The organism is Bradyrhizobium sp. 139 (assembly GCF_023074175.1).
Lineage (GTDB): Bacteria > Pseudomonadota > Alphaproteobacteria > Rhizobiales > Xanthobacteraceae > Bradyrhizobium.
In genome coordinates this window covers 16,927-38,011 of sequence record NZ_JADPKS010000036.1, presented here as the reverse complement: position 1 = coordinate 38,011, position 21,085 = coordinate 16,927, and the positions used below count along the sequence as shown (strand labels likewise).

The following is a 21,085-nucleotide window of genomic DNA, read 5'->3' as shown; positions in this document are numbered from 1 at the left end:
ACACATGCAATTCTGAGGCACCGACAGGAGATGAGGCGCAGACGCTCGTCTGTCCACTTGCGCGCCGACGCTTCAATCCGTCACTGCGGCTGTTAGCGGCTTAGCGACGTTTCTCAGGACAGCAGCGCGGCAATTGACAAACATCTGCTTCGTGTAATTCCCGCCGAAGTAATCCAGTACGAAGGTGCCGGTATAGTCCGGATCATCGCCCACGCTGCGGATTAGGCTGTCGAGAATCTCGCCGATTTCGGGAATGCGCTCGCAGTAACGGGCACGGAGAACATTAACAGCGTTCATCGAGTGAACTGCCTCGTCGGCAACCACCTCTCTCAGGCAACGAAGGAAGCTGCTGCCAAGTCCGGCATAGAACTCTCTATCCGCAGCATAGGCGCGGCAAGTACACATCTCATCAAATGCGATCATAACGATCAGAGTGAATTCGTCCTTCAAGTATTCATTGATTGCAGAAAAGCTATGCGATCGAGCTTCCAATCTGTCTCGAAGATCTTTTTCGGATTCACCAGCGACAAGCTCCATGATCCGGATGAAACTATCGGTGTGACGCTCTTCATCCGCGGCCCAGGCACTAATGAACGCCTCAGCTTCGTTGGTGGCGATCAGATTTCGGTTGAACAATTCTTGTTTTAAGTGCCTCGCGTCGTATTCAGTATACAACTCTGGCCACAACTTGTCCCGACGTGCGCGCACAGTCGATGGTCCGGCCGTGAACATCGCCGGCGTCAACTCATCGAAAAAGTCTTTTGGATTCCAGTTCCGTCGAATCGGCGCAATCATCCGACTGTCCTTCTCTGTGAGCGGCCTGGCAGACGGACGCTCGCAAAGCATACTTGCTCCACACCAAGTATGCTGTCGCCCCCTTGTTTTGGTAGGCAATTTCGAGACGCAGCTCATCAAACGGTTTGAAACTCGCGATCAGCAACAGAAGCTCATGGGGGACCGTCAACGTTTTGGAGTTCGCGTGTAGTGTAGGCTGCGGTATCCCATCGCTTTCTTTGCAAACCGCTCCCTTTGATTGCGCGGCAGGCGAACTGGGGGGTCGCGGCGGCTTGCCGGCGCGCGTCAAAGCAGAGCCGACTGAAGGAATTCTGGCCGATTTGGTCGCGGGCCGCAGGAGCTTCGCTCGGATGTGAAGGAGCATGAGCCAAGCTGATACCGTCAGCTATGACGGGTAAACCGGACTTGACCTCCCAAAGCCTCCGACCGCCCGTTTTGACGCAATCCAGGCGTTCAGCCCAGACGACATCGTTCGCGGCATGGCGCCCCGCGCGGCTGCCAAGGATTCTCGAAGTCCATTTGGAGCGCGCCTACTCCAGATCTCTACCTAACGATTATCGTCGCAAGTGGCGGCGGCGCGCGATGCTCCACATTGAATGATTGCACTTCCCAGGGAGTTGCGAGACGTCGGCCCGCTTCTGGAGTAGCAAGCCGAGTTCGCGTGCCTTCTTTCTTACTGAGGTGACATGGCGATCAAGCTCACGGGCTACGTCGCCGGCGCAGGTTTTCTGACGCGCGAGAGCTATCAATCGCTGCGCCTCCTGCTTTGACCATTCGCGTGGCCTTGAAGACTTAATGCGCGCTCATTCGTCTGAAGCGATAGAAGGTGCAGCGATCTCCCCATCTGAGATGGGTGATATAAAGTCTCTGTGCAGGCAAGTTGGTCTTCGGGCGCCATCGAACAGCACGGTGAGGCCCGTGGTACGAGGGCTCACGTCAATGACGACGCCACTCCGGTTAGCCAGCTCTGGGCATCGAGCGGCTCCGAACTTATTCATCTTAAAGCGGGTACCGACAACAATTCTGTCGACGTTCTGGTAAATCATTACCGCATCCAGTCAGTGGAAAATGGATAGTCGAAAAAGCAAAAACGCGAAATCAAGCGGGAAACTATATCAGATCAATAATCTAAGCAACCATTGGGCGAAATTGCGCCGCAAACGAACCAGGCGCGAATTGGCAGCAGCCAAAACTCCCGCGCATTAGCTGCTAGTCCCTTTGAGACATGCCGGGCTACTCAGGTAAGCCCCCGGTGAAGGCCGCCTTCCCGGATCGTGCTCAAGCGTGAGATGCTTTGCTCATTAATTTGCAAACAAATGAGCAAACGTGACGACGGTAACGGTTCTATCCGGTCCAGAGCGGCGACGGCGATGGACCAGTGCCGAGAAGCTTCGGATCGTGGAGGAGAGCCTCGCGCCTGGGGCCAGTGTTGTCGAGGTTGCTCGGCGGCATGATATTCACCGCAATCTGGTCACGGCCTGGCGGCGGCAGGCACGCACAGGCGTCCTCGTTTTCGAGTCTGGTCCGATGCAGCGGCAAGCTGACGAAGTCGGTTTTGCGGCGGTCTCCATTGCGTCCGACCGGCAGCCGTTGACGGTGCCCTCCGGGACCTGCGGTGCGATCGAGATCGAGTTCGCGGCCGGGGCTCGGATGCGGATCACGGGCGCGGTTGACGCGGCGACGCTGAGCGCAGTCGTGGCGGCGCTGACTGACGGACGGCCACGATGATCCCGTTGCCTGCCGGCGTGCGGGTATGGCTCGCGACCGGCTAGCCGGGCCACAGGTTGACGGCTCACGCGGTCGAGTACGTGGATCACCTCATCTCTGTCCAGAAGGGCATGCAGGCGCTCCACCGTGTGTGCCGCATCGAAATGAGTTGGAAATCACACACTCTCTGATGATATGCCGAGCATCCTGCACAGCTCGGAATAGCACTTCCAAGTCAGGATTGTTCATCGCCTACTCCAGTAAAAGCAATTGCGTACTGGGGACGCATGTTCCTGCGGCAGATCACGACATTAGTAGAACTGCCAATTCGGGAAAAAATGGAAACCTTCGACATGATCGCGAGTTGCAACCGGAATTTCAGGGCACGGGAGCGACAATGGATGATGAGATGCTTCCGACGGTCGCGGCTAGTAGAGCGTGGACGTTGTACCTAGCGGTGCAATGATGTTGATCCACTGGACGCACGTCGCTGCACGCTCGAACGATATCTATGGCAACGATGGCAAGCTGGGGAATGCAACCCAGAAGAGCTGACATGCCTAGACTTGGCGCATCTCTCTCTCGTTCCGGGCGACACTTGGTAAATACGATGGGGGAGCTGAGAAATTTCGTCAGGCGGGTTGTAACTAGGAGTGCGCGACCTGACTTGGTTCTTGCGGCAATTGCCTGCCTTGTCTCTGGGATGGTCGTTCTGGCTCTGCGGTTTGTTTTCGGAGCGTGTCCCTGACGTGGCGTGATCGGACAACTCCTAGTCGCTTCTCAATCTTCGAACGACGCGAGAAGAAAAGCCCGCGCGGGGACCGGCGGGCTTTGAGGGGCTACCACTTCTGACGACCAAACCAATCGTTGAGTTCTTTTTTGGCTTGATCCTTTTGGTAGCCGTAGCGCTGCTGGAGCTTTCCTTCAAGCTGGTCTTGCTTTCCGTCAATGGCGTCTAAGTCATCGTCCGTCAGCTTGCCCCACTGCTCCTTCACTTTGCCCTTTACCTGCTTCCAGTTTCCTTCGATGCGGTTCCAATCCATAGCTTCCTCCTCCGGTTGGGAGGACAATCCAACGCGCCGGCACGAGCCGAGTTCGAACGTGAAGCCGATTGTGTCGCACCGCATAGGACGACCTTCGTGGAAGCCCCCGAAAAGGAAGATGACTAAGCTCCCGGCGGAACGTCAGGAGCGATCTCGGAATGGCTGTCGCCAAGAGCCCGCTCAACCTCGAACGCGAGCACGGTCAAGTGCTCGGCAGGTTTCGCGAACAGCTCCCGCTTTTTCGGGTCCGTCGCCAGATCACGAATGAGGGCACATTCGGCGGCGTCGGTGCGGAGCTTCTCCAGCCGGACTTGCATGTCCTTCATCGGCGACCTCGCTATTCCTTTGCTGGAACATTACAAATACCCTGCTTCCGACCACAAAGTAACACGGCGATCATCTGATCGGGATTAGCGTGCCGGGGCGTGGCGGACGTCCCGATCCGCCGGCCCATCGGACCGCCGGCCCCGCTGTCCTCTCCAACCGCCGCAAGGGGCCGGCTGCCCCAGGCAGACTTTGCGCAACATCAAAAGCGAGATTGGCTACTCCGGATAAGCTGGACGTGTAGCCGAACAACCTCTTGTCAGGCTGCTGAGGTTATGAGGCCCCGGGCTCCAAGGCACACCGGGCCTCGCCCTAACTGCCGATCCGTCTCGTGCCATGGCGCACTGCGTGCGAGGTCTCCCTCGGGTCGAGGCGACAGGAAGCTGTACATGTCCCCCAAAGGGTACGCCGATGATCTCACCGCGACCGTGCGTTATGCGCGAGAGACAACTCGAGCAATTGCGGTCTGTCCCTTCCATTCTGATGTAACCATCCGCGTCGGTGATGATGCGGCCGAAAGCCATGCCTTCGAACGCGCCAAACGGATCGTTAAAAGCGACGGTACGAATTGGGGTCCAAAGGCGCTCAATGAAGAGATTGGTCGGCAACTCAGCGAAGCGGCAGATGGTGAATGGCCCGCTGCGTGTCGCATTGAAGTGATGCAACCGTGCGATGCGCTAAGGCTTGCGCACGAGATCAGCCGCGCTAGTGCGGCTCGCGACTGTCGGCTATCTCGCGCGCCGCCAGATTTAACTCCAGCTCTCTGAGATGTTCGATCAACTGCTCTAAGGTCGCGCCCACCGGGGCGCGATCTTTCTCGAAGTTCGCCAGAATTCGATCAGAAATTCATTGCTTCTCTTTGATAACGGTCGTGCTGCTGGTGCTACTACCAACGGTACCTTCCTCGCAGACTTTGGTCTGCTTGATGCGGTCTTCAGCTTCGACGCGGCTCTTGAAGGCCATCGGACCGATCTGCGTCACGACTTCCTTGTCCGCCGGGCGCGTGGAGGTAATCGTGCAGTTGTGGCTAGGACCTTGCACGACGTAGAACTCGTCAGCGAGTGTTGGGGCGGCGCATCCGACGATGAGCGCGCCAGTAAGAAGAAGGGATGCTTTCATTGTCACCTCACTGTTCAAATACTGCCCAATAAAGAGGGACGTACGGATAAACAGAAATCCAGATGCTATTGCGCGCACGATTGCATTACCGCTTGCCCAAATCCTCTTCGGTTCTGTAACTCACCCGAGATTTCGAGGTTCCGCGGTTTCTGGTACAAACACAGGCCAGCACCAGGTCGAATTGAAGTTGGAAGTGTAGCGGGTGTCTGATGCGTAATTCCAGAGGGGCGGCCGCATGTCCGCGTTACCCCAACGGAGCCGCGCATCCACACATCGCGCCCTTGTTCGTCGTTAGGATCACCGGCATCGCCTTCGGATGGATCGGCGCGACTACCGCATTCGGCGTAGCCGTCAGAAAACCATAGACAAGATGCGGCCCGGGTATCTGGCTTGGACTCCGCCCGGCGCCGACAGTGCGGTCGCGATGTGTGTCTGTGTCCTAATTCCCACACTTGCGACCAAAAGCGCATCCGTTTGTCGCCTTTCGAACAGACGGGCCAAATCCACTCCGCTCCAACTTCACTATTGGAAGCAGTCATCGGTTGGGAGGCGAAATGGAACGTTCCCTATTAATTGAGATGACGCGCGACAAATATGTCGAGCGGTGCAAGCAGCGGGCTTTCGATCATCTCGACCGAGGCGATCTTAAGAACTCCGTCGCCTCGTTTGTCGGCAATATGAACGCGCGTCCCGATTGCGAATTGCCAAACTACTTGGCAACGCTTGGCGGTTCGCTTCTGACGGCGAACGATGCGCTCGGCTGGAGAAAGCTCATTGAAGGATTGAGGTGATGGTCCGATGATCAAGCCAGCCAGGGTCTGGGCCCGGTCAATTTGAAGGAACAACCCGAGCACATCGACCGGACACTGATGGATGAGCGCGGACCTTGGGGGGTTGGATGGCGCACTACCGAGCTTACCTTTTGGATCAGGACCGCCACGTTATAAGCGTGGCCAATTTGCAGTGTGCCGACGAGCAGGAAGCACGGGAACGTGCTCAGCAGCTAGTTGATGCCAACGACATCGAGCTATGGCAACTCGACCGGCGTATTGCGGTGTTTGAAGCCGTCACAAGCCGAACCTCGCACGCGGCAGGACAGGAAAGACCGCGGCGCCCTACAGACAAATGAAGCGTGCGTGAAAGTTCAGCGCGCGTCCTAGGCTTCGGTTGGTTACGGATCACAGGCGCGGGATAGCTGGGGAAGACGCCCGGCATGGGCTGCAAGTTGCCCACGTAGCGATTGACCACTTGGAAGAGCGCGAGGATGGCGGCTCGGTTGGTGGTGTGATTGAATATAGGTTGCACGTTTCCATAAGAACTTTGTGTGGCCGTCTCTGCGGTTCTCACCACATTGAATTTGCTTCTCTGAATTCGTCTCTTCCACGTTGCATGATGTCACCCTCAGCAAGAGCCAACTTTGCCCATGGGGTGTAGTTGTCTAGCGCTGCAATGCTTTCTTCCAGTGATAGGTTGTCGGGAAGTTCAGCGGTGATCGGCCTGCTGCCAACATCCTCCTGAAAGTTTGGCAGTAGCGCCCAACCGACTTGTATCCAGTTACGCGCCTCATCAGTCTTCGCCCCTAACCCACACAAATTATTTAGGCGACGCGGGCCTCTGCGGATTGAGACACAACTAAGGACACAGCAGGCCCATTTCGTTGACTTAACTTATCTTTTTCAGTCCGCGATCTCCCTGCGTAGGGCAACACCGGGGGCACGTCCCCAGTGATGGTGTAGCTCGGTAGAGCAAGGCCGCCCGGACGCGCGCCACGGCCTGCGCGAAGTTCTTGGCATGGATATCGGTCCCTCCGAAGCCGAGACGTTCTGGACGGCGTTTTTGAGCAAGCTCGCCCGCCGCAGCCTGCGCGCCGCCAAGCTGGTCGTGACCGACGCCCATGAGGGCGTCAAGGCCACCGTCGCCAAGGTGCTCAACGCCACCTGGCAGCGCTGCCGCGCGCACTTCATGCGCAACGCGCTGGCGCACGCCGGCAAGAGCGGGCGGCGCGTCGTCTCCGCCTTCATCGCACCGCCTTCGCCCAGGACGACGCGGCGTCGGCCAGCGCCCAGTGTCGCCGGGCTTCCGCCGAATCTCCGGCTCAACTAAACCGCGCCGTGCTTCGATGCCCCGAAGGAAGCGACTCCTCCATAATACCCTCAGCGCGAACATCATCCCGATCCTCGCATTAAAGCTGGCTGAAGAGCTCGCTTCAAGTTTGGGGAACTGAGTCACCAATTTTCTCAATATGGGAACCGAGGCGTCTCCCGCCCTTAGAAAGCGTCGGTCGCGATGGTATGCCGCCGCTGCGGGGATCAGAATTTGGCGCACTGCGCCCTCCCCAAACCTTGAAGGCGCGCGTCCACAATGAATTCGCGCCCTGACTTGCTTAAGCCCGAACTCTCCAGAATGCCATCGACTTCAGAAGCCTTCGCGCAGATCGCGCAGTCTCAAAACCGCGTCGACAAATGCAAGATCGATGATGCAGTCGTCGGCGCTTAGACCAGAGCACAGCTGTGCTTTCAATTTGTGCCATCACTCAAATGACCGGCGGAGCTTAGCAATGACTCTTGAGCACTCCGACACGGAACAGGTTTGCGGGCCCGGTCAACTACCAACCCTCGTAATTGATCTAGATGACGCAAGCATGTCACCTATCGATTGATCAAATCGGCCGGTCTACACGTTAGGCCGGTCATCACAAGGAATTGGCATGCAAGACCGATTACCATCTGTTCTCGCCAACGGCCCTGATCAATCCGCCGGTTCCTCACGTGCTGACATGCTGCGCGCCGAAATCTGCTGCCGCAGAGAGCTATCGTTCCTCATGGAAGCGCATGATGGTCTCTCCGCCGCAATCGCTGAGCGCGCAGGGTTCAAAGGCCTCTGGGCGTCCGGCCTGTCTATTGCCTGCTCCCTGGGCTACCGCGATGCCAACGAAGCGTCGTGGAGCCAACTCGTAGACGTAGTCGAGCGGATCGTGGACTCGAGCGAACTACCTGTGCTCGTTGACGGAGATGGCGGCTTCGGGAATTTCAACAATGCACGCCTCGTGACACGCAGGCTCCGTCAGCGTGGAGCAGCCGGAGTCGCGCTCGAGGACAGCTGCTTTCCGAAGATGAACTCGTTTGTTGGGCATCGGCACCCCCTCGCCGATATCGACGAATTCTCTGGCCGCCTCCGGGCAGTGAAGGACACAGTCGCGGACGACTTGATCTTGGTTGCAAGGATCGAGGCGTTGATCGCTGGGCATGAGATGGACGAAGCACTTTCGCGCGCTCACGCCTACGCCGACGCGGGAGCCGATGCGATCCTCATTCATTCGCGAAGGAGCACCGCGGACGAAATCCTTTCGTTCGCGCGCGCTTGGCAGAACAGATTGCCGGTCGTGATCGTTCCGACGAAATACTATCGAACACCGATCCCTGTATACCGCAAAGCCAGCATCTCAACGGTGATCTGGGCCAACCAGTCTATGCGAGCGGCAATAGCGGCAATGCGTCAAGTCTGCGGCCGCATCATCGCTGAGGAAAGCACCGCGAGCATTGAGCCGCACATTGCTACTCTCGAGGAAGTCTTCGAACTGTTCAAGTACGACGAACTCGCCCGTGCGGAAACGCGATATTTGCCGCCCGACGCTGAACTGCGCAAATAGGGTTTCGTCGACACAGGAGCACATATTCGTTGTCGAGGACCTACTGTCCTGGACTTCCTAGCTGGCCAGGTTCGACTGCAATCTCAAATGCCTAATCATTGCACTGAGATGTCCTTAGATGGCGTAGCACGCCTCACTCAACCGAAATGCGCACTTTGCCATCTCGGCAGCTCGAGGCAGCGGATCCAGCGCCTCCCTTCTCTCTGGAGAAAGGACCGACGAGGACCATTTGTCTGTCTTCACGCTTGGGCTCCATTTTCAGATGGCTCCGGCAGACCTGATCTCGCTTCAGCACGCCTAAGCTGGCGCCGAAGAAGTCCGTCGGTGTTTGACCTTTGAGGCGCGACGAAAAAGGAACTAAACGGTGACCGATGCTCCCAAGAACGCCGTCATTCTCGCCGCTGGCTGCGGCTCTCGCCTGCGTCCTCTGACAGATCTGCGGCCGAAGCCGCTGGTCGAGGTCAACGGCACTTCGATTCTTCACAATGCTCTGCACAATCTGGAATCTATCGGCGTTGAAGAGGTGACGATCGTGGTGGGTTACCGCAAAGACGCCATTCAATATGCCTGCGGTAGCCACTTTGGCGAACTCAAAATCAAATATGTCGAGTCGACCGTCTTCGACCGCACCGGAAGCGCCTATTCTTTGTGGCTGGCGCGCGACGCTCTCCTCTCCGGAGATTGCTTTCTTCTCGAGGGCGACGTCTTTTTCGAAGAGGATGCGCTGCGACACTTGATGGCCTGCCGGGGGACTGACGTCGCTGCAGTCGTTCCCTTCGATGATTCAATGGAAGGGTCGGCCGTTCTGTTGTCGCAGAACGGCTTCATCTCAGGTTTTCGATTGAAGCAAACCGCGGCAAATCTTGTTGCGGATGGCCCAAAGCTTTTCAAGACGATGAACCTCCTACGGCTTTCGGCGCCGACACTCAAGGCAACGATCGTTCCGACACTGGACGATATCATCGCCGCTGGAGCTCGGCAGACCTACACCGAAGAATTTTTGGGTTATTTGATAGAGAGGCGAGGCCTACAGCTCGCCGCGGCGCGATGCGATGGCCTCAGCTGGTACGAAATTGATAATGCTGACGATTTGGAGATTGCCGAGCGCATTTTCAAGGGCCGAACGAATACCTACGCGGCGAGACCTGATTTGCAAACGAGGTGAGAGTTCAATGCTGAAATACCTTTGGGATCCAGCGAACGCGATAACGATCACAGGTCTTCTCTTTTCCTCCGCCAGCCTGTTTTTAGCTCTCTCTGACCGCCTTGAGCTATCTGTGGCAGCAGCGCTTTGGGCTGTTCTATCGGACCACCTGGACGGGGTTGTGGCAGGGCGCACCAAAGGTCGCGATCCAGATGTCGCAAAAATGGGAGCGAGCCTCGACGGGTTTGCAGATATCGTCTATGGAGCCGTTGTGCCTGCGGTAGTTGTGGTACAAGTCAGCCAAGCTTCACAAGTCGCGCTTGCGATCGCAACCGCTCTACTGGTGACGGGAGCAATAAGGCTTAGCTACTTTGCGAACTTTGGCAGGTCGCGTGACGGACGCTTCTTGGGCGTCCCCTTGTCATACGACGTGCCGCTCCTGGCGCTTCTATTTCTTTTTAAGTCTCTTATTCCTGCTGAAGCATTTCCTGACGTCGTGAACATTGCCTTCTTGCTGCTCGCTACAGCGCATGTCGCGCCTGTTCGCGTGCCACCACTCAGCGCAACAATGTATACGGCAATAAGCATCTTCGCCGTCGCGTCATCGGTGGTTTTAGCCAGTCGCTCCTTTTGATTGCGGATGGAAGTATGATCCAGCGACTGGCCTTCTCGGGCTTGCAGGCTTCACTCCATGCAGGTCGCATGATGACGTGTAGTCTCGCCAACCGCGGCTTGCACCAGACTTGTTGCCGAGAACATTTCCGCACGGATCGGCACTGCTCGATGCTTGTTCGCCGGCAGCTGGTCGACAGATCGCGACCATCCTACCATTTTCGTTTGTCCTGAAATGTTGAGCTAGTCGCACTCATGAACAGCGCAGCACAAATCGCCGTATCCCTTAGGTCGGATGAGGTCTCTGACCTGGTCAACCGATTCCCCGGCGGCTATTGGAAATATGACATCAAGGACTTCGTCCTTCTGGTAAATCCTTATTTTCCGCCGCAGGCGTTCCTTGACGAACTTAAGAACGCTCTACCGCGGCTTATTACTTGCTATCCCTCTCCTAATGCGCAGATGGTCCAGCTTCTTGCCGATGCGGTCAAGACGCCAGCGAATAATCTTGTCATTTGCAATGGCGTGGCTGAACTGATTCCCATCCTCCTTGGCCGACTGGGTATGAGGATTGCTGTCCCGGTCCCAACCTTCAATCCCTATGAAACCACCGCCTTGCCCGGGCGGTTGTCACGCTTTTTCCTGTCACCGCCAGATTTTGAACTCGATGTGCACCGCTATGCAGCATTTGCGCGTACAAATGGTGTCGACGGCGCAGTCGTGATATCGCCGAATAATCCCACTTCGCGGATGGTTCCCTATGCCGATTTACTATATCTCGCTTCCGCACTTCGAGCTCAACAGCAACTCCTACTGGTCGATGAGTCATTTATCGAATTTAGTGAGCTTGGACGAAGTGCGAGCCTGGAAAATCACTTGCTCGAATTTCCCAATGTGATCGTTCTCAAGAGCCTCGGAAAGATTTACGGGACATGCGGTTTGCGGATGGGGTATGCGGCATCGGCAAATGTACAGACGATGGACGAGATTAGAGCCGCCCTCCCCACGTGGAATGTCAATACGTTTGCTGAGTTTTTTCTAAGCAAGCTTCCTCACCTGGCGCACGCGGCAAAGCAGAGTTGGGTGAGGGTGGGCAGCGACAGGGACAAACTATACGCAGACCTGCGCAGCATCGACGGAATGAGAGTTCTGAAGCCAGACGCAAATTTCGTGTTCTGCGAACTCCCGCCCCATTGGCCGGATGGCGACGTGATCGCCTCAAAACTCTTAAAGGATAGACGGATATTGATTAGGCACAATGGCGGCAAGACGCTTCAGGATGGCAAACGATTCTTGCGCATCGCAAGCCGCACTGAAGACGATAATAAGCTTTTGGTGGAAGCATTGAAAGACATCGCTGATTAGCGACCCGGTATCGAGCCTTCAAATTCGCCGAGGCGGCCCCAACACATCCTTCGACACGGAGCGAAAGGCACAGCCTCGGCTCCGCCGGAGCGGGCCATCGTCGCCTTCGGCGTTCACCCCTCAAAAAGGAACCAGCGGGACAGCGCGCTGCGTGGCTATATTTCCAGAGTTTGCCAGCTTCCCCCAAGAGGGCGCGCCTGCGGACTTCATCGATTGCGAGATCGGCGAGAACGCTTCGAGCCGCATCGCGCAGGTTCGGATCGCGAGACGCTCCGGAGCGGCTATCGCTCCGGAGCTTACCCGTGATGCGGTACGGTCATCGGAAGACTACTCGCCGGCTGTTAGTAGGCAATAGGACCCGGATGCACTCAAGGAGATGACCTTGTCCGTAGGCAGGACCGGCGCATCCATCGCGGATCGCCGGCCCTTGGCACGGTGCGATCCGTCAGCGCCGAACCTCCGGCAGGTTCACCTCATATATGCGAAAGTGCCCCGCATCTAGCAGGCTGTTGAAAGAGGCGCTCGCCGCGGACCAGCGACCGTGATTCATTGGCTCCGACGAGATTCGGAGATGGTGCGTGCGCGGCGGGGACAATCGAACGGGCGAGCTGTTCAGCTACGTTGACCTGGAGGCGCGGGTGCGGCGTGATCATCCGCTGCGGGCGATGCTGTTGTAGGTGTATTCGATTCGCTCGGAGCGGCTCCTGATGGAGCGATGGAGCAGCTGGAATACGACGTTCTGTTCCGCTGGTTCGTCGGCATCGGTGTTGACACCGAGCCTGAAACCATTCGGTGTTCTCGAAGAACCGAGACCGGTTGCTGGAAGGCGACGTCGCGGCCAAGTTGCTGGTGGCGGTGCTGGCGCAGCCCAAGGTGAAGAAGCTCCTATCGAGCGATCACTTCTCAGTCCACGGCATGCTGATAGAGGCCTGGGCCTCGATGAAGAGCGTCAAGAAGGATGGCGCCCGGCGAGCCGCCGGCCCAAGGCGGCGGGCGCAATGCCAATGCGGACTTCCATGGCCAGAAGCGCTCCAACGAAACCCAGCGATCACCGATCCGGACGCCAGGCTGTACCGCAAGGGCAAAGGCAAGGAGACGAATCTGTGCTTCATCGGACACGGGCTGATGGAAAACCGCCGCGGCCTGCTGGTCGACGCTTGCCTGACACAAGCCGACGGGCATGCCGAGCGGGTGGCCGCGCTGCACATGATCGAGCCTCGTGCCGACCAGCCGACAGCGATCACGCTTGGCGCCGACAAAGCCTACGATGCAGAAGACTTCGTCAACGAGTTGCGAGCAAGCTGTTGAAGAACTCAGCCGCGTTCGCAAGCGAAGGCTGAATCATCGCCGTGGTGGATGTAGAAGTGGCCGACGAGCCTGCCCGCAGTGCCGATCATAGCCCACCCACGACCATAGGACGGATCATTCTCGTCGTGCCCATCTCATGAGAACTCGGCGCAGGCCGATCCGTCGCGGGTGCCGTAGCGCACGTCCAGGAAGCCCTTGAGAGTCAGGCGATTTCCCCATCGGACTTGCCCTGGAAGGCGAGATGCGCCTCTTTGACAAGATCGAGGAAGTCGCTATTCCAGACGTCCATCTCGACGATGCGGCAGCGGCCGGCAAAGGCCTTGGCGAAGCCGGGCACCCTGAAAGGTAAAGGCCCATCCAACCCGATCACGGCCATGGAAGCGGGTCTTCTCTTGCCCGGCGACCGTCTTGATCTAGCCGAATGCCTCCTCGATCCGCATGCGGATGCGCTGGCTGACGGCATAGCCCTCGTGCCGGGTCGTTCGTCCGTCAATTCCAGAGCTATGGCCGGTGGTGTTCTGTGCAACATGCGGCGTCACGTTCATCGAGCGAGGCGGATATGACGCCCCTCGCGTGCTCGTGGTACATACCTGCATATGAATTACTGCGCCCTTGGTCGACAGACGGCGATTGGCGGCTGTGAACCGACTCCCTGCGCACAACGCGCCACAAATCGCTTACCGCGACTACAAGGACCATCCAATACCGTCAGCTTAGAAATGTGACACCCAGCCGGCAAAAAGGAACCGACTTGAAAGCGCTGCCTCGAGCCTATTGATCGACCATCGGAAAAACTCCACCTTAGGACATAGCGTCAGAAAGCACACCATGGTGGCCGAGCCGACGCAAACGAAGCAAAGATCTCCTCAAGGTTGAGATCGCTTGCTGTGCCCAAGGGCCGTGGCGGGGCTAACTAACTTCACCCACCACGGGCAGCTGTGAACTAGTCTAAGCTGCGACAACGGTGGCACCGCGGCCGCCCTCCGGTGCCGGAGACGCGATTTTCCGGTTCGATATTGTTGCCCTCGGTACACTTGTCATTGTCGTGATAGACGTCCGTATTTGGCTTCTTCGAATGAAATGCTGGAACTTTGGGCATAGATCAAACTCTCCAAGAAAGCGCGCGTCGAAATCATCACGCTTAAATTTGTTCGTGCATAGTAGCGGACATGGAGTTTGAATTGCTTCTGCGCTCAAATTTCGCGCTCGATCGCAGTTTTCGACGGATTCCGCCGTCGAAATTGTTGCAGCTTACGACGCGGATCACGTTCGCGATGCTGGCGCCCGCAAGGGCGCCGAGGTTCTGAAAACTCTTTGTCTCTTCTCATTCCCGCTCGACAGGCCGCTAGCTGCAGCGCTACCATCTCATCGAGTGCTGCTTCAGCAAGCTCAAGCAATTCCGTGAGCTGGTACCCCGAAAAGACGAACTCGCTCGCGCAGCTACCGCGCTATCGCTTCGATAGCCGTCGACTCCACCTAGAGCGTATCAGCCGCGATCAGACTGAAGTCGCCACGCCATTCAAGCGATTGCGCTTCGCCGACGTGCCGATCCACATGTTGACCGAGGCGAGATCAGTGAGGTCACATTATCTTGTGTGCTCCGGTCGCGGATCCGGGAGGGTCTGATAGATGCATTCGGACGTGGCCCACAGGGTATGACACAGCCGATACGCAGACCGGCTTTGTTGGGCTTGTGGCTCAACGCTCAACTTATGTCAGGCGCGGACGGCTCCGACATCGCCGGAATCCAGATAGACCGCGGCCCCGACCTTCACGCGACGTAGGTGCTGCCGGTATGCACCGGTGCTTGTCTCGTAGACCTCCTCAACCGTTCGAGGCACATCCTCTCCACCCTGTATAAAGAGCTCCGCGAGCGCACGACCGGTCATCGCTGCCGGCCGAGAGATGCCAAGGAGATCCAGCACTGTCGGCGCAATATCGCAAATGCCTGAGGGAACTTGCGAGACGAAGCCGTTTTTGATCAGCGGTCCCGCCAAAATGCCGACCGACGACATCTCCTTGGCATGCAACCCGCCGTGCACTCCGAAGCCGACCGACCCATCCGCACTCCAGGTGCGGCCGATAAGGCCAAACGGATCGAGACTGTCATCCGACCGGAACGAGAACAGGATGTCCGCCGATCGGGCATGGTCGGCGAACACCAAATGGCGGGCAAAGCTGCCCGGTGCAATGCCATCGACCGCGCCACCCGCGGTAAACACCGGACCACACCAGGGCCGCTCGATCATCGATCCTACTGTGCGGCGGATAACAGCGTCCGATGGGTCGGCGAGGTAAATTGCTCCGACTTGGCCAGGTATGACGATGGCATCGATCCCAGCCGCCGGTGCCGGGCCGCAGCGCAGCCCGGCAGCCTCGAGCGTCTCAAATAGATCGGCCCGCGCATGCACCGTCACATGTCCATGATCGGAGGCGGCGATCAGGTGCACGCCAAGGGAGACGCCCTCAGCCTCCCACCAATCGAGCACGCGGCCCAACTGCCGATCGACAAAGCTGATCGCTTCCAGCGTCTTTGGCGCGCCAGTCCCACAATCGTGCGAGGAAATATCGGGCTCGCCGAAGGAGAGGATTGCGACGTCGGGCCGAATTTGAGGCAAGATTACGTCGAGGAACGCTGAAGTCAGAAAGGCTTGAGAGGCAAGATCTGGGTTGCCGGGGGGCGGCGGCGCAGGCGTCGGCCCCAGCAGGGTCTCCACCTGTCTGAGCATCTCGGCGGAGGTCGCGATGCAAGGGAAGTGGCCGGAGAGCGTCAGTTGTCTGAACTTTCGAGCCTTATGGTTCAGCAGGCGCGTTGCCCCCGCCGAGTTGGAAGCGAGGACTGAGAAGGTCCTACCGTTCGCCGCGAGGATCTCACCAAGTGACGGCACACCGAGTAGATGGCCGTCGCTCGCGGCATCAAGGTGCTCGATCAGGCGCGCGTCGCTCGTGTCGATAGAGCGCGGTATCGGCGACTGCCTGTCGAGATATTGATTCCCAACGATGCCGTGGCGATCCGGGGTCGCGCCCGTGACGAGGCTCGTGAGCGCTATTCGTGTTTCACTGGGATAGACGGTGCGCTGCCGGGCCAGCACCGCACCGCGGCGCTGAAGCCTGACCAGATTCGGTGTCAATGACGGTTTGACGAGATCGGGTCGAAGTCCATCGAACAGCACGATGAGAACCCGATTCCGGTTCGGTCGGTCGAACATGCGTAAAGCTTTCGCCTAGCTGGAACGTAGCGGACCGGGAGCGACCAGGACTTGGCTGGGCGCAGCCCAGCGCCATCGACTTGGAGCCGAGGCTGATCGCTAGCGCGAGCGCAATGCGGGTATGGCGCTCCCAGCCACGCTGACCAAAGCCCGGCCAGCGCGACGGCCGGTCCCGAGCCGGGATTAGCGGCGTGCGAGCGCCAGCAGCTCTCCTCAGCCGTAGATCGGCCCGGCTTGTCTTGGACGGAGGCTGCGGCGTCAGTAGTTTGGTCTGATCATGATCGCCTGATGCACCTCTGCGGGCGCAGCGCGAAGCCACGGAATTCATCACAGGCCCCGAGGACCGCCCAACTCCGGCGAGGACGTCAGGTAGGATGTCCAGCAAGCCATCGATAGCATGGCCTCGCAAGGAAGGGTGGCAAATACCGCGTCCAAGAGAACTGCTCGGCGCCCTAGCCGATCCTGATCTGGTCCACGTCGCGATTGAGCCAGGAACCGTGGCTGATGCTGCCCGCGGATCGTTTTCGCGTGGCTTGATTCCGGCGAATGCGATGCATCTCGTGGGCTTGGCAGGAATCTCACAGCTGTGGCGGTCGCAGACACCGGTCGGCGTGTCGAAAGATATGCCCTGACTAAGCGTGATCGCATCGGCGCCCGGTGCGCGCCGCTGGGCCGCTCGGGCCGGCGTTGCTCTCGAAGGGAGGGACCCGTTGAGCCATTCTGCCAAGAGTGACAAGTTGGAAAGCCTGCAAATCGCCGGGGACGCCTTGAGGATTCCTACTCGCAATGAAACGAGCTAACCACTTTGGCCATCGTTTTTTGAAATGAAATGATCGAAAAATACGATGCTATTCGAGTTACTATCTCTTGTTATGTTATCCCTGCAGTCGCGCCGTGACACGGAACCTTCAATTTTCAGTCCGTCTTGCGTTCGGCCCGGTCACAACCGCACGGGCGAGCATCCCGGCGTATCGTCGCCGCTTGCCATCAGTGATGCGCGCGCATCAGAGAGGACGACTTGCTAAGTGGCGGAACCGCAGGACGAGGATCGCCGCATAGATTGTGTCTCCGGTCGACAAGCCAATCCATATACCGACGGCGCCCAAACCGATCTTCAGACTGAGCCAATAGCTGAGGGAAAAGCCGATCAGCCACCAAGCAATAGCCGAAAACAGCAGCGGCACCCGCGTGTCCTTCAGCCCGCGCAGGCCGCCTGCCGCAATGCACTGGGCGGCGTCAGTCATAAAGAGGGTTGCGCCGACCATGAGGAGCTTTGCAGCGAGGCTGATCGTTGCCTCGGAATCGCGGGCCGCTCTGCCCAGAAACAGCTCCACCACCTCAAAACGCACGGTGATCAACGTAAGCGTTAGCGTTGTAGCTATGACCATACCGAGCAACATCGCCGCCAGATTGGCCCGCTTGACGCCTGCACGGTCGTCGCGGCCGGCGGCATGGCCAACGCGCACGGCAGCGGCCGTCCCAATGCCGAGATAAATCATAAACAGGGTCAAGGAAATCTGAACAACAATCTGGTGAGCGGCCAGTGCGCTGTTGCTGATCAAGCCCGCAAGGAGCGACGTGGCTCCAAATAGTCCCGACTCGATCGATGAAGAGATGGAGATCGGCGTCCCAATTGCGATGAGCTGCCGCATTGCGCGCCAATCGAAACGCCAGAGATCCGCAAGCACATGGTACTCACGGAACGGCCGGCGCAGTGCAGCGAACCACAAGCCCGCCAAAAACATGCCGCAGTTGACCAGCGTGGTCGCAAGACCTGCCCCGAACAGCTCCAACCGGGGCAGCCCAAGCTTCCCATAGGCCAGAATATAGACCAACAACGCATTGAGGGGGATGGCTGATAGCGTAATCCAGAAGACTGGCTGTGGCCGATTGACCCCACCCATGAAACTGCGGATAGCCAAAAACGCTAGTGCCGGAGCCGTGCCGAAGGCTAATCCGAAGAGGTATTGCTGGGCAAGCTGCGCCACATCTGCGGTCTGGCCCAAGGCAAGCAGTATTTGCTTTGCGCGCAGCGCCACAGCAGTGATCGGGAATGACAGGATCAGGGCCACCCATAGGCCCATGCGCAGCGAGCGCTGTACCGCGCCTAGATTATTTTCCCCGAACGCCCGCGCCGCCAAAGGCGCGATGGCACTTAGTAGTCCCGCGCCGAATGTGACGCTAATGAGATAGAGCCGGCCTGCCAGCGCTGCCGCGGCGAGCGCCTCAGCGCTGATACGCCCGATGAAGGCAAGATCAGTCGTCATCATCGCAACCTGCGCAACCTGCGTCAGCACCATTGGCAACGCGAGCTTCGCGGTTTCATTGAGCTCGATAGAGAAGCGACGGATAGCCGCCCGTTTCGTCCCTTCTGGTCGCGAGATTAATGCCGGCTTTCTCTTGGCTATCTTGTCCATATCATCATGCCGCCGTTTGCGTCGGCGAACGAAATACCGCTTCTTTCACGGGAGTATTACGTTCTGACGTGAATTCGCGGTCAGCCCCCGATGCTGCTCGCGGGCAGCCTCGTGCGACGGCACGTTTAGACGCAAAAACGGACCACGGCTTGGACGCTGGGCTTCGACCAGCGCAGCCCGCTTTTCGCATGCGATAAGCGCGAAGGAGAGGTTGCAAATGCCGCGCCAGAATTGGCCAATCATCCGCGCAGTCGGGACGGCGCGCATCGCGATCGAGCGAGCTTGATCGCGGAGGCGATTCATGCGCAAGCCATTGGGTTGATGCCAAAGATTGGAGGGCCCGAACTTGGACCCGATCCACGCCATGAACTGAAGACTTGTCATCCCCTAAGCCATCCCTGCACGTCTGAGCAATCGGGATCTCACTCTTCAAAGCTCATGCCAACTGCGACAGCTTTAGTAATGCTTGCTCTCATCCAAGCCGATCTGTCGCAGGATCGACAGCACGTCGCAAATAAGACAACGGCATCGCACGCTCACGCCCGAGAGGGCGGCGATGCGACCACATGGCGACTCGCGATTTCATCGGTTAGGAAGATCTAGCGGGATTGACTCGTTTGCTCGACTGGATCACAGATATCGATATGCAATCACATTGATGAGCTGCGTGGCCTCGATCCCAGTCTTGGCACTTAGAAAAATAAAGTGCTCTCGGCATTAAGGGCACAAGTCAGGAAGCCATAGACGTCGATGCTGACTTCCCCTTCTTTGGCCTTGCGCAGGCTTGTCCAGTTCGTTCACAGGGGACACATTCCGCTGGACGGGTGCAGCCCTTTTTTCCATCTGTTTGGGTGACGGCATGCGCCAGCTTGGGGGTCGACCGCTCATGACGTCATGAGAGTCTAACAAGACCACAGAGTCGTGTCCCGATCCGCAGTCTTGTGTGCGGCGAGCGGCTCGGCCCAGACAAGCAGCACGATCCGAGCTGCGCGGGCACATGAAGTGGCGGGTCCGAAGGCTGCATATAATGCGGTACTCTGCTCCCTCGTTAGCCTTGTTCGGCAAGGGTTCCGTTTGAAAGCGCTGATGTGCGCTACCCAGGCCGTGGCTAGCGCCGGTATCGTCGGGATTTCAATGAACCTTTGCGTGCGCATGTGAGCTTTCAGCTGTCCATATTGAAAATCCTTGCCGGGCAGCCGGGCGGCCGAGCCAGCCTTGAAATCGTCAAACAGCACTTGGCCATCTTTTACACCAGCGGGCCCGAGTGGCCGGCGCGCATGAAGCGCATCGCAAGGCGCGAGCCGAACCTCGATGTCTTCGGACAAAAGCTCATCGACCGGAAGGTGGGATACTGGACCATCACTGAGGAGGGACGGAAGGTCCTTGAGGCCCTTGAGAAGCTCGATAGATGTGTGGCGCAAGGCCAGCCCGAGGCACAGGCCGATGAGCCAGCTGGCGATCAGCGACCGGTGGGCACACTGCATCTGCAGCTAAAATCTCAGCCGCCTCTGTCGGGTTAGCGCGTCTGCAGCGCCCAGATGGCTTGCTCAGAGCTAAGGCTGCGTTGGCCGATACTTATTGTGAGTACTATGGGATCCGCACGAGCTTTACTATTGCCGGTCGCACTGAATGCCAAAGGAACGACTTTGAAGTTGAGTCCATTGCCGATCAGGTGAGGCATAGTGTCCGTCGCAGGTGGCGGACACCGGGAATCGGCGGCCGAAAGTGAACCTCGGCTCTTTCTGACAGCCCGACTTCCGGCCTGTATGAGCTTGAGACAGGCAGTGCTCGATCAGATCGCCAAACGCGACCTTTTGGTCATTGAGTAGCCAGGTCTTAAGATGGCCTAGACTCAGTGCAAACTTCACGCGCGAGACTCGATACAAAATCCACGCCCCACGAGCACCGATCGTATGTCGCGCCACAAGCCTGGTCTCCCGGGCTCGGTCGACTTCCCGATCCCGCGAACAGCGCGATCCGTATCCTCTCTCGTTTTCCGCCCAGAGAGATGCCTCTGCCATTGTCCGGCCAGCCGCAGATTCAAGGTCAAGAATCCAAAGATGATGTTCGCGCGCAGCGCCGTCGTCAGCTGCCGACATTTTATCCCGAGCTCATCATCAAAGCCGCATGCAGCAAGACAGAAGATTATGGCCTGCTCTGAAGTATCGCCTTCACGGCCAAGATGATGGTGCGCGTGTACGTCACCGCATGATTAGCTCATGCAGCCGATTGGTGATATCGCCACGCTCGCGAAGCCCGGCACACAGCTTGATCTTGCCGGCATAGCTCACATGCCCAGCGGTCCATTAAGCCCAACCGATCGGGCCCAGCCTGGGGTCGTGCCTCCGGTCAACGAAGCGCCCTTCCCTATTCGAACGCGGCCGCCGCGAGAT

15 protein-coding genes and 8 pseudogenes are annotated in these 21,085 nt (G+C 58.2%); 12 read left to right on the top strand and 11 right to left on the bottom strand.

The window, feature by feature from the left end:
- Window positions 1–72 precede the first annotated feature (72 nt).
- Window positions 73–795 (bottom strand): hypothetical protein, encoded by a 723-nt coding sequence (locus IVA80_RS09420; RefSeq protein WP_247428367.1) that lies wholly within the window; start codon window positions 793–795, stop codon window positions 73–75.
- A 1,326-nt stretch (window positions 796–2,121) separates the two neighbouring features.
- On the opposite strand from IVA80_RS09420, the pseudogene IVA80_RS38325 reads away from it, so the two are divergent.
- Window positions 2,122–2,307: pseudogene (locus IVA80_RS38325) on the top strand (transposase); the annotation flags it as partial.
- Between the two features lie 15 nt (window positions 2,308–2,322).
- Window positions 2,323–2,523: a hypothetical protein gene (locus tag IVA80_RS09410; protein ID WP_247428448.1), complete on the top strand. Its 201-nt coding sequence runs from the start codon at window positions 2,323–2,325 to the stop codon at window positions 2,521–2,523.
- A gap of 818 nt (window positions 2,524–3,341) precedes the next feature.
- Here IVA80_RS09410 and IVA80_RS09405 read toward each other — a convergent pair.
- Both IVA80_RS09405 and IVA80_RS09400 read right to left on the bottom strand, forming a co-directional pair.
- Entirely contained in the window at window positions 3,342–3,545 is a 204-nt protein-coding gene (locus IVA80_RS09405; RefSeq protein ID WP_247382607.1) for a CsbD family protein, read from the bottom strand.
- A 122-nt stretch (window positions 3,546–3,667) separates the two neighbouring features.
- Window positions 3,668–3,871 carry a hypothetical protein gene (locus IVA80_RS09400; RefSeq protein ID WP_247428363.1) on the bottom strand — a complete coding sequence of 68 codons (204 nt, stop codon included), beginning with the start codon at window positions 3,869–3,871 and terminating at the stop codon, window positions 3,668–3,670.
- 387 nt (window positions 3,872–4,258) lie between these two features.
- Here IVA80_RS09400 and IVA80_RS09395 point away from each other — a divergent pair, with 387 nt between their 5' ends.
- On the top strand, window positions 4,259–4,636 hold the full coding sequence (locus tag IVA80_RS09395; RefSeq protein WP_247428360.1) for a hypothetical protein: 378 nt from the start codon (window positions 4,259–4,261) through the stop codon (window positions 4,634–4,636).
- 79 nt (window positions 4,637–4,715) lie between these two features.
- Here IVA80_RS09395 and IVA80_RS09390 read toward each other — a convergent pair whose 3' ends face one another.
- Entirely contained in the window at window positions 4,716–4,988 is a 273-nt protein-coding gene (locus tag IVA80_RS09390) for a hypothetical protein (protein ID WP_247428357.1), read from the bottom strand.
- A gap of 260 nt (window positions 4,989–5,248) precedes the next feature.
- Window positions 5,249–5,373 (bottom strand): annotated as a pseudogene (locus tag IVA80_RS09385) (SOS response-associated peptidase); the annotation flags it as partial.
- Between the two features lie 169 nt (window positions 5,374–5,542).
- Between IVA80_RS09385 and IVA80_RS09380 the strand changes: the two are divergent.
- Complete coding sequence (locus IVA80_RS09380) at window positions 5,543–5,779, top strand: hypothetical protein (RefSeq protein ID WP_247428353.1); 237 nt, start codon at window positions 5,543–5,545, stop codon at window positions 5,777–5,779.
- A gap of 379 nt (window positions 5,780–6,158) precedes the next feature.
- Here IVA80_RS09380 and IVA80_RS09375 read toward each other — a convergent pair.
- Window positions 6,159–6,301 (bottom strand): annotated as a pseudogene (locus IVA80_RS09375) (SOS response-associated peptidase); the annotation flags it as partial.
- A gap of 457 nt (window positions 6,302–6,758) precedes the next feature.
- On the opposite strand from IVA80_RS09375, the pseudogene IVA80_RS09370 reads away from it, so the two are divergent.
- The 6 genes and pseudogenes from IVA80_RS09370 to IVA80_RS09345 all read left to right on the top strand — a co-directional run.
- Window positions 6,759–7,045: pseudogene (locus IVA80_RS09370) on the top strand (transposase); the annotation flags it as partial.
- Window positions 7,046–7,764: 719 nt separating this feature from the next.
- Window positions 7,765–8,637: a phosphoenolpyruvate mutase gene (aepX, locus tag IVA80_RS09365; RefSeq protein WP_247428438.1), complete on the top strand. Its 873-nt coding sequence runs from the start codon at window positions 7,765–7,767 to the stop codon at window positions 8,635–8,637.
- Window positions 8,638–9,001: 364 nt separating this feature from the next.
- Window positions 9,002–9,802, top strand: a complete 801-nt coding sequence (locus IVA80_RS09360) for a phosphocholine cytidylyltransferase family protein (protein ID WP_247428350.1) — start codon at window positions 9,002–9,004, stop codon at window positions 9,800–9,802.
- Between the two features lie 7 nt (window positions 9,803–9,809).
- Window positions 9,810–10,415 carry a CDP-alcohol phosphatidyltransferase family protein gene (locus IVA80_RS09355; protein ID WP_247428347.1) on the top strand — a complete coding sequence of 202 codons (606 nt, stop codon included), beginning with the start codon at window positions 9,810–9,812 and terminating at the stop codon, window positions 10,413–10,415.
- Between the two features lie 233 nt (window positions 10,416–10,648).
- Window positions 10,649–11,758, top strand: a complete 1,110-nt coding sequence (locus tag IVA80_RS09350; protein WP_247428345.1) for a histidinol-phosphate transaminase — start codon at window positions 10,649–10,651, stop codon at window positions 11,756–11,758.
- A 578-nt stretch (window positions 11,759–12,336) separates the two neighbouring features.
- Window positions 12,337–13,054 (top strand): annotated as a pseudogene (locus IVA80_RS09345) (transposase); the annotation flags it as partial.
- A gap of 17 nt (window positions 13,055–13,071) precedes the next feature.
- On the opposite strand, the pseudogene IVA80_RS09340 reads toward IVA80_RS09345, so the two are convergent.
- From IVA80_RS09340 to IVA80_RS09320, 5 genes and pseudogenes are all read right to left on the bottom strand, one after another.
- Window positions 13,072–13,442: pseudogene (locus IVA80_RS09340) on the bottom strand (hypothetical protein).
- Window positions 13,339–13,617: pseudogene (locus IVA80_RS09335) on the bottom strand (hypothetical protein); the annotation flags it as partial. The pseudogenes IVA80_RS09335 and IVA80_RS09340, both read right to left, overlap by 104 nt.
- Before the next feature lie 1,164 nt (window positions 13,618–14,781).
- Complete coding sequence (locus IVA80_RS09330) at window positions 14,782–16,275, bottom strand: alkaline phosphatase family protein (protein WP_247428343.1); 1,494 nt, start codon at window positions 16,273–16,275, stop codon at window positions 14,782–14,784.
- A 1,004-nt stretch (window positions 16,276–17,279) separates the two neighbouring features.
- Window positions 17,280–18,692, bottom strand: coding sequence for an MATE family efflux transporter (locus IVA80_RS09325; protein ID WP_247428341.1), 1,413 nt, complete (start codon window positions 18,690–18,692; stop codon window positions 17,280–17,282).
- Between the two features lie 710 nt (window positions 18,693–19,402).
- Window positions 19,403–19,495: pseudogene (locus tag IVA80_RS09320) on the bottom strand (SOS response-associated peptidase); the annotation flags it as partial.
- A 351-nt stretch (window positions 19,496–19,846) separates the two neighbouring features.
- Here IVA80_RS09320 and IVA80_RS09315 point away from each other — a divergent pair.
- Window positions 19,847–20,212 (top strand): hypothetical protein, encoded by a 366-nt coding sequence (locus IVA80_RS09315; RefSeq protein WP_247428339.1) that lies wholly within the window; start codon window positions 19,847–19,849, stop codon window positions 20,210–20,212.
- Between the two features lie 500 nt (window positions 20,213–20,712).
- Window positions 20,713–20,853, top strand: a complete 141-nt coding sequence (locus IVA80_RS09310; RefSeq protein WP_247428337.1) for a hypothetical protein — start codon at window positions 20,713–20,715, stop codon at window positions 20,851–20,853.
- Window positions 20,854–21,085 lie beyond the last annotated feature (232 nt).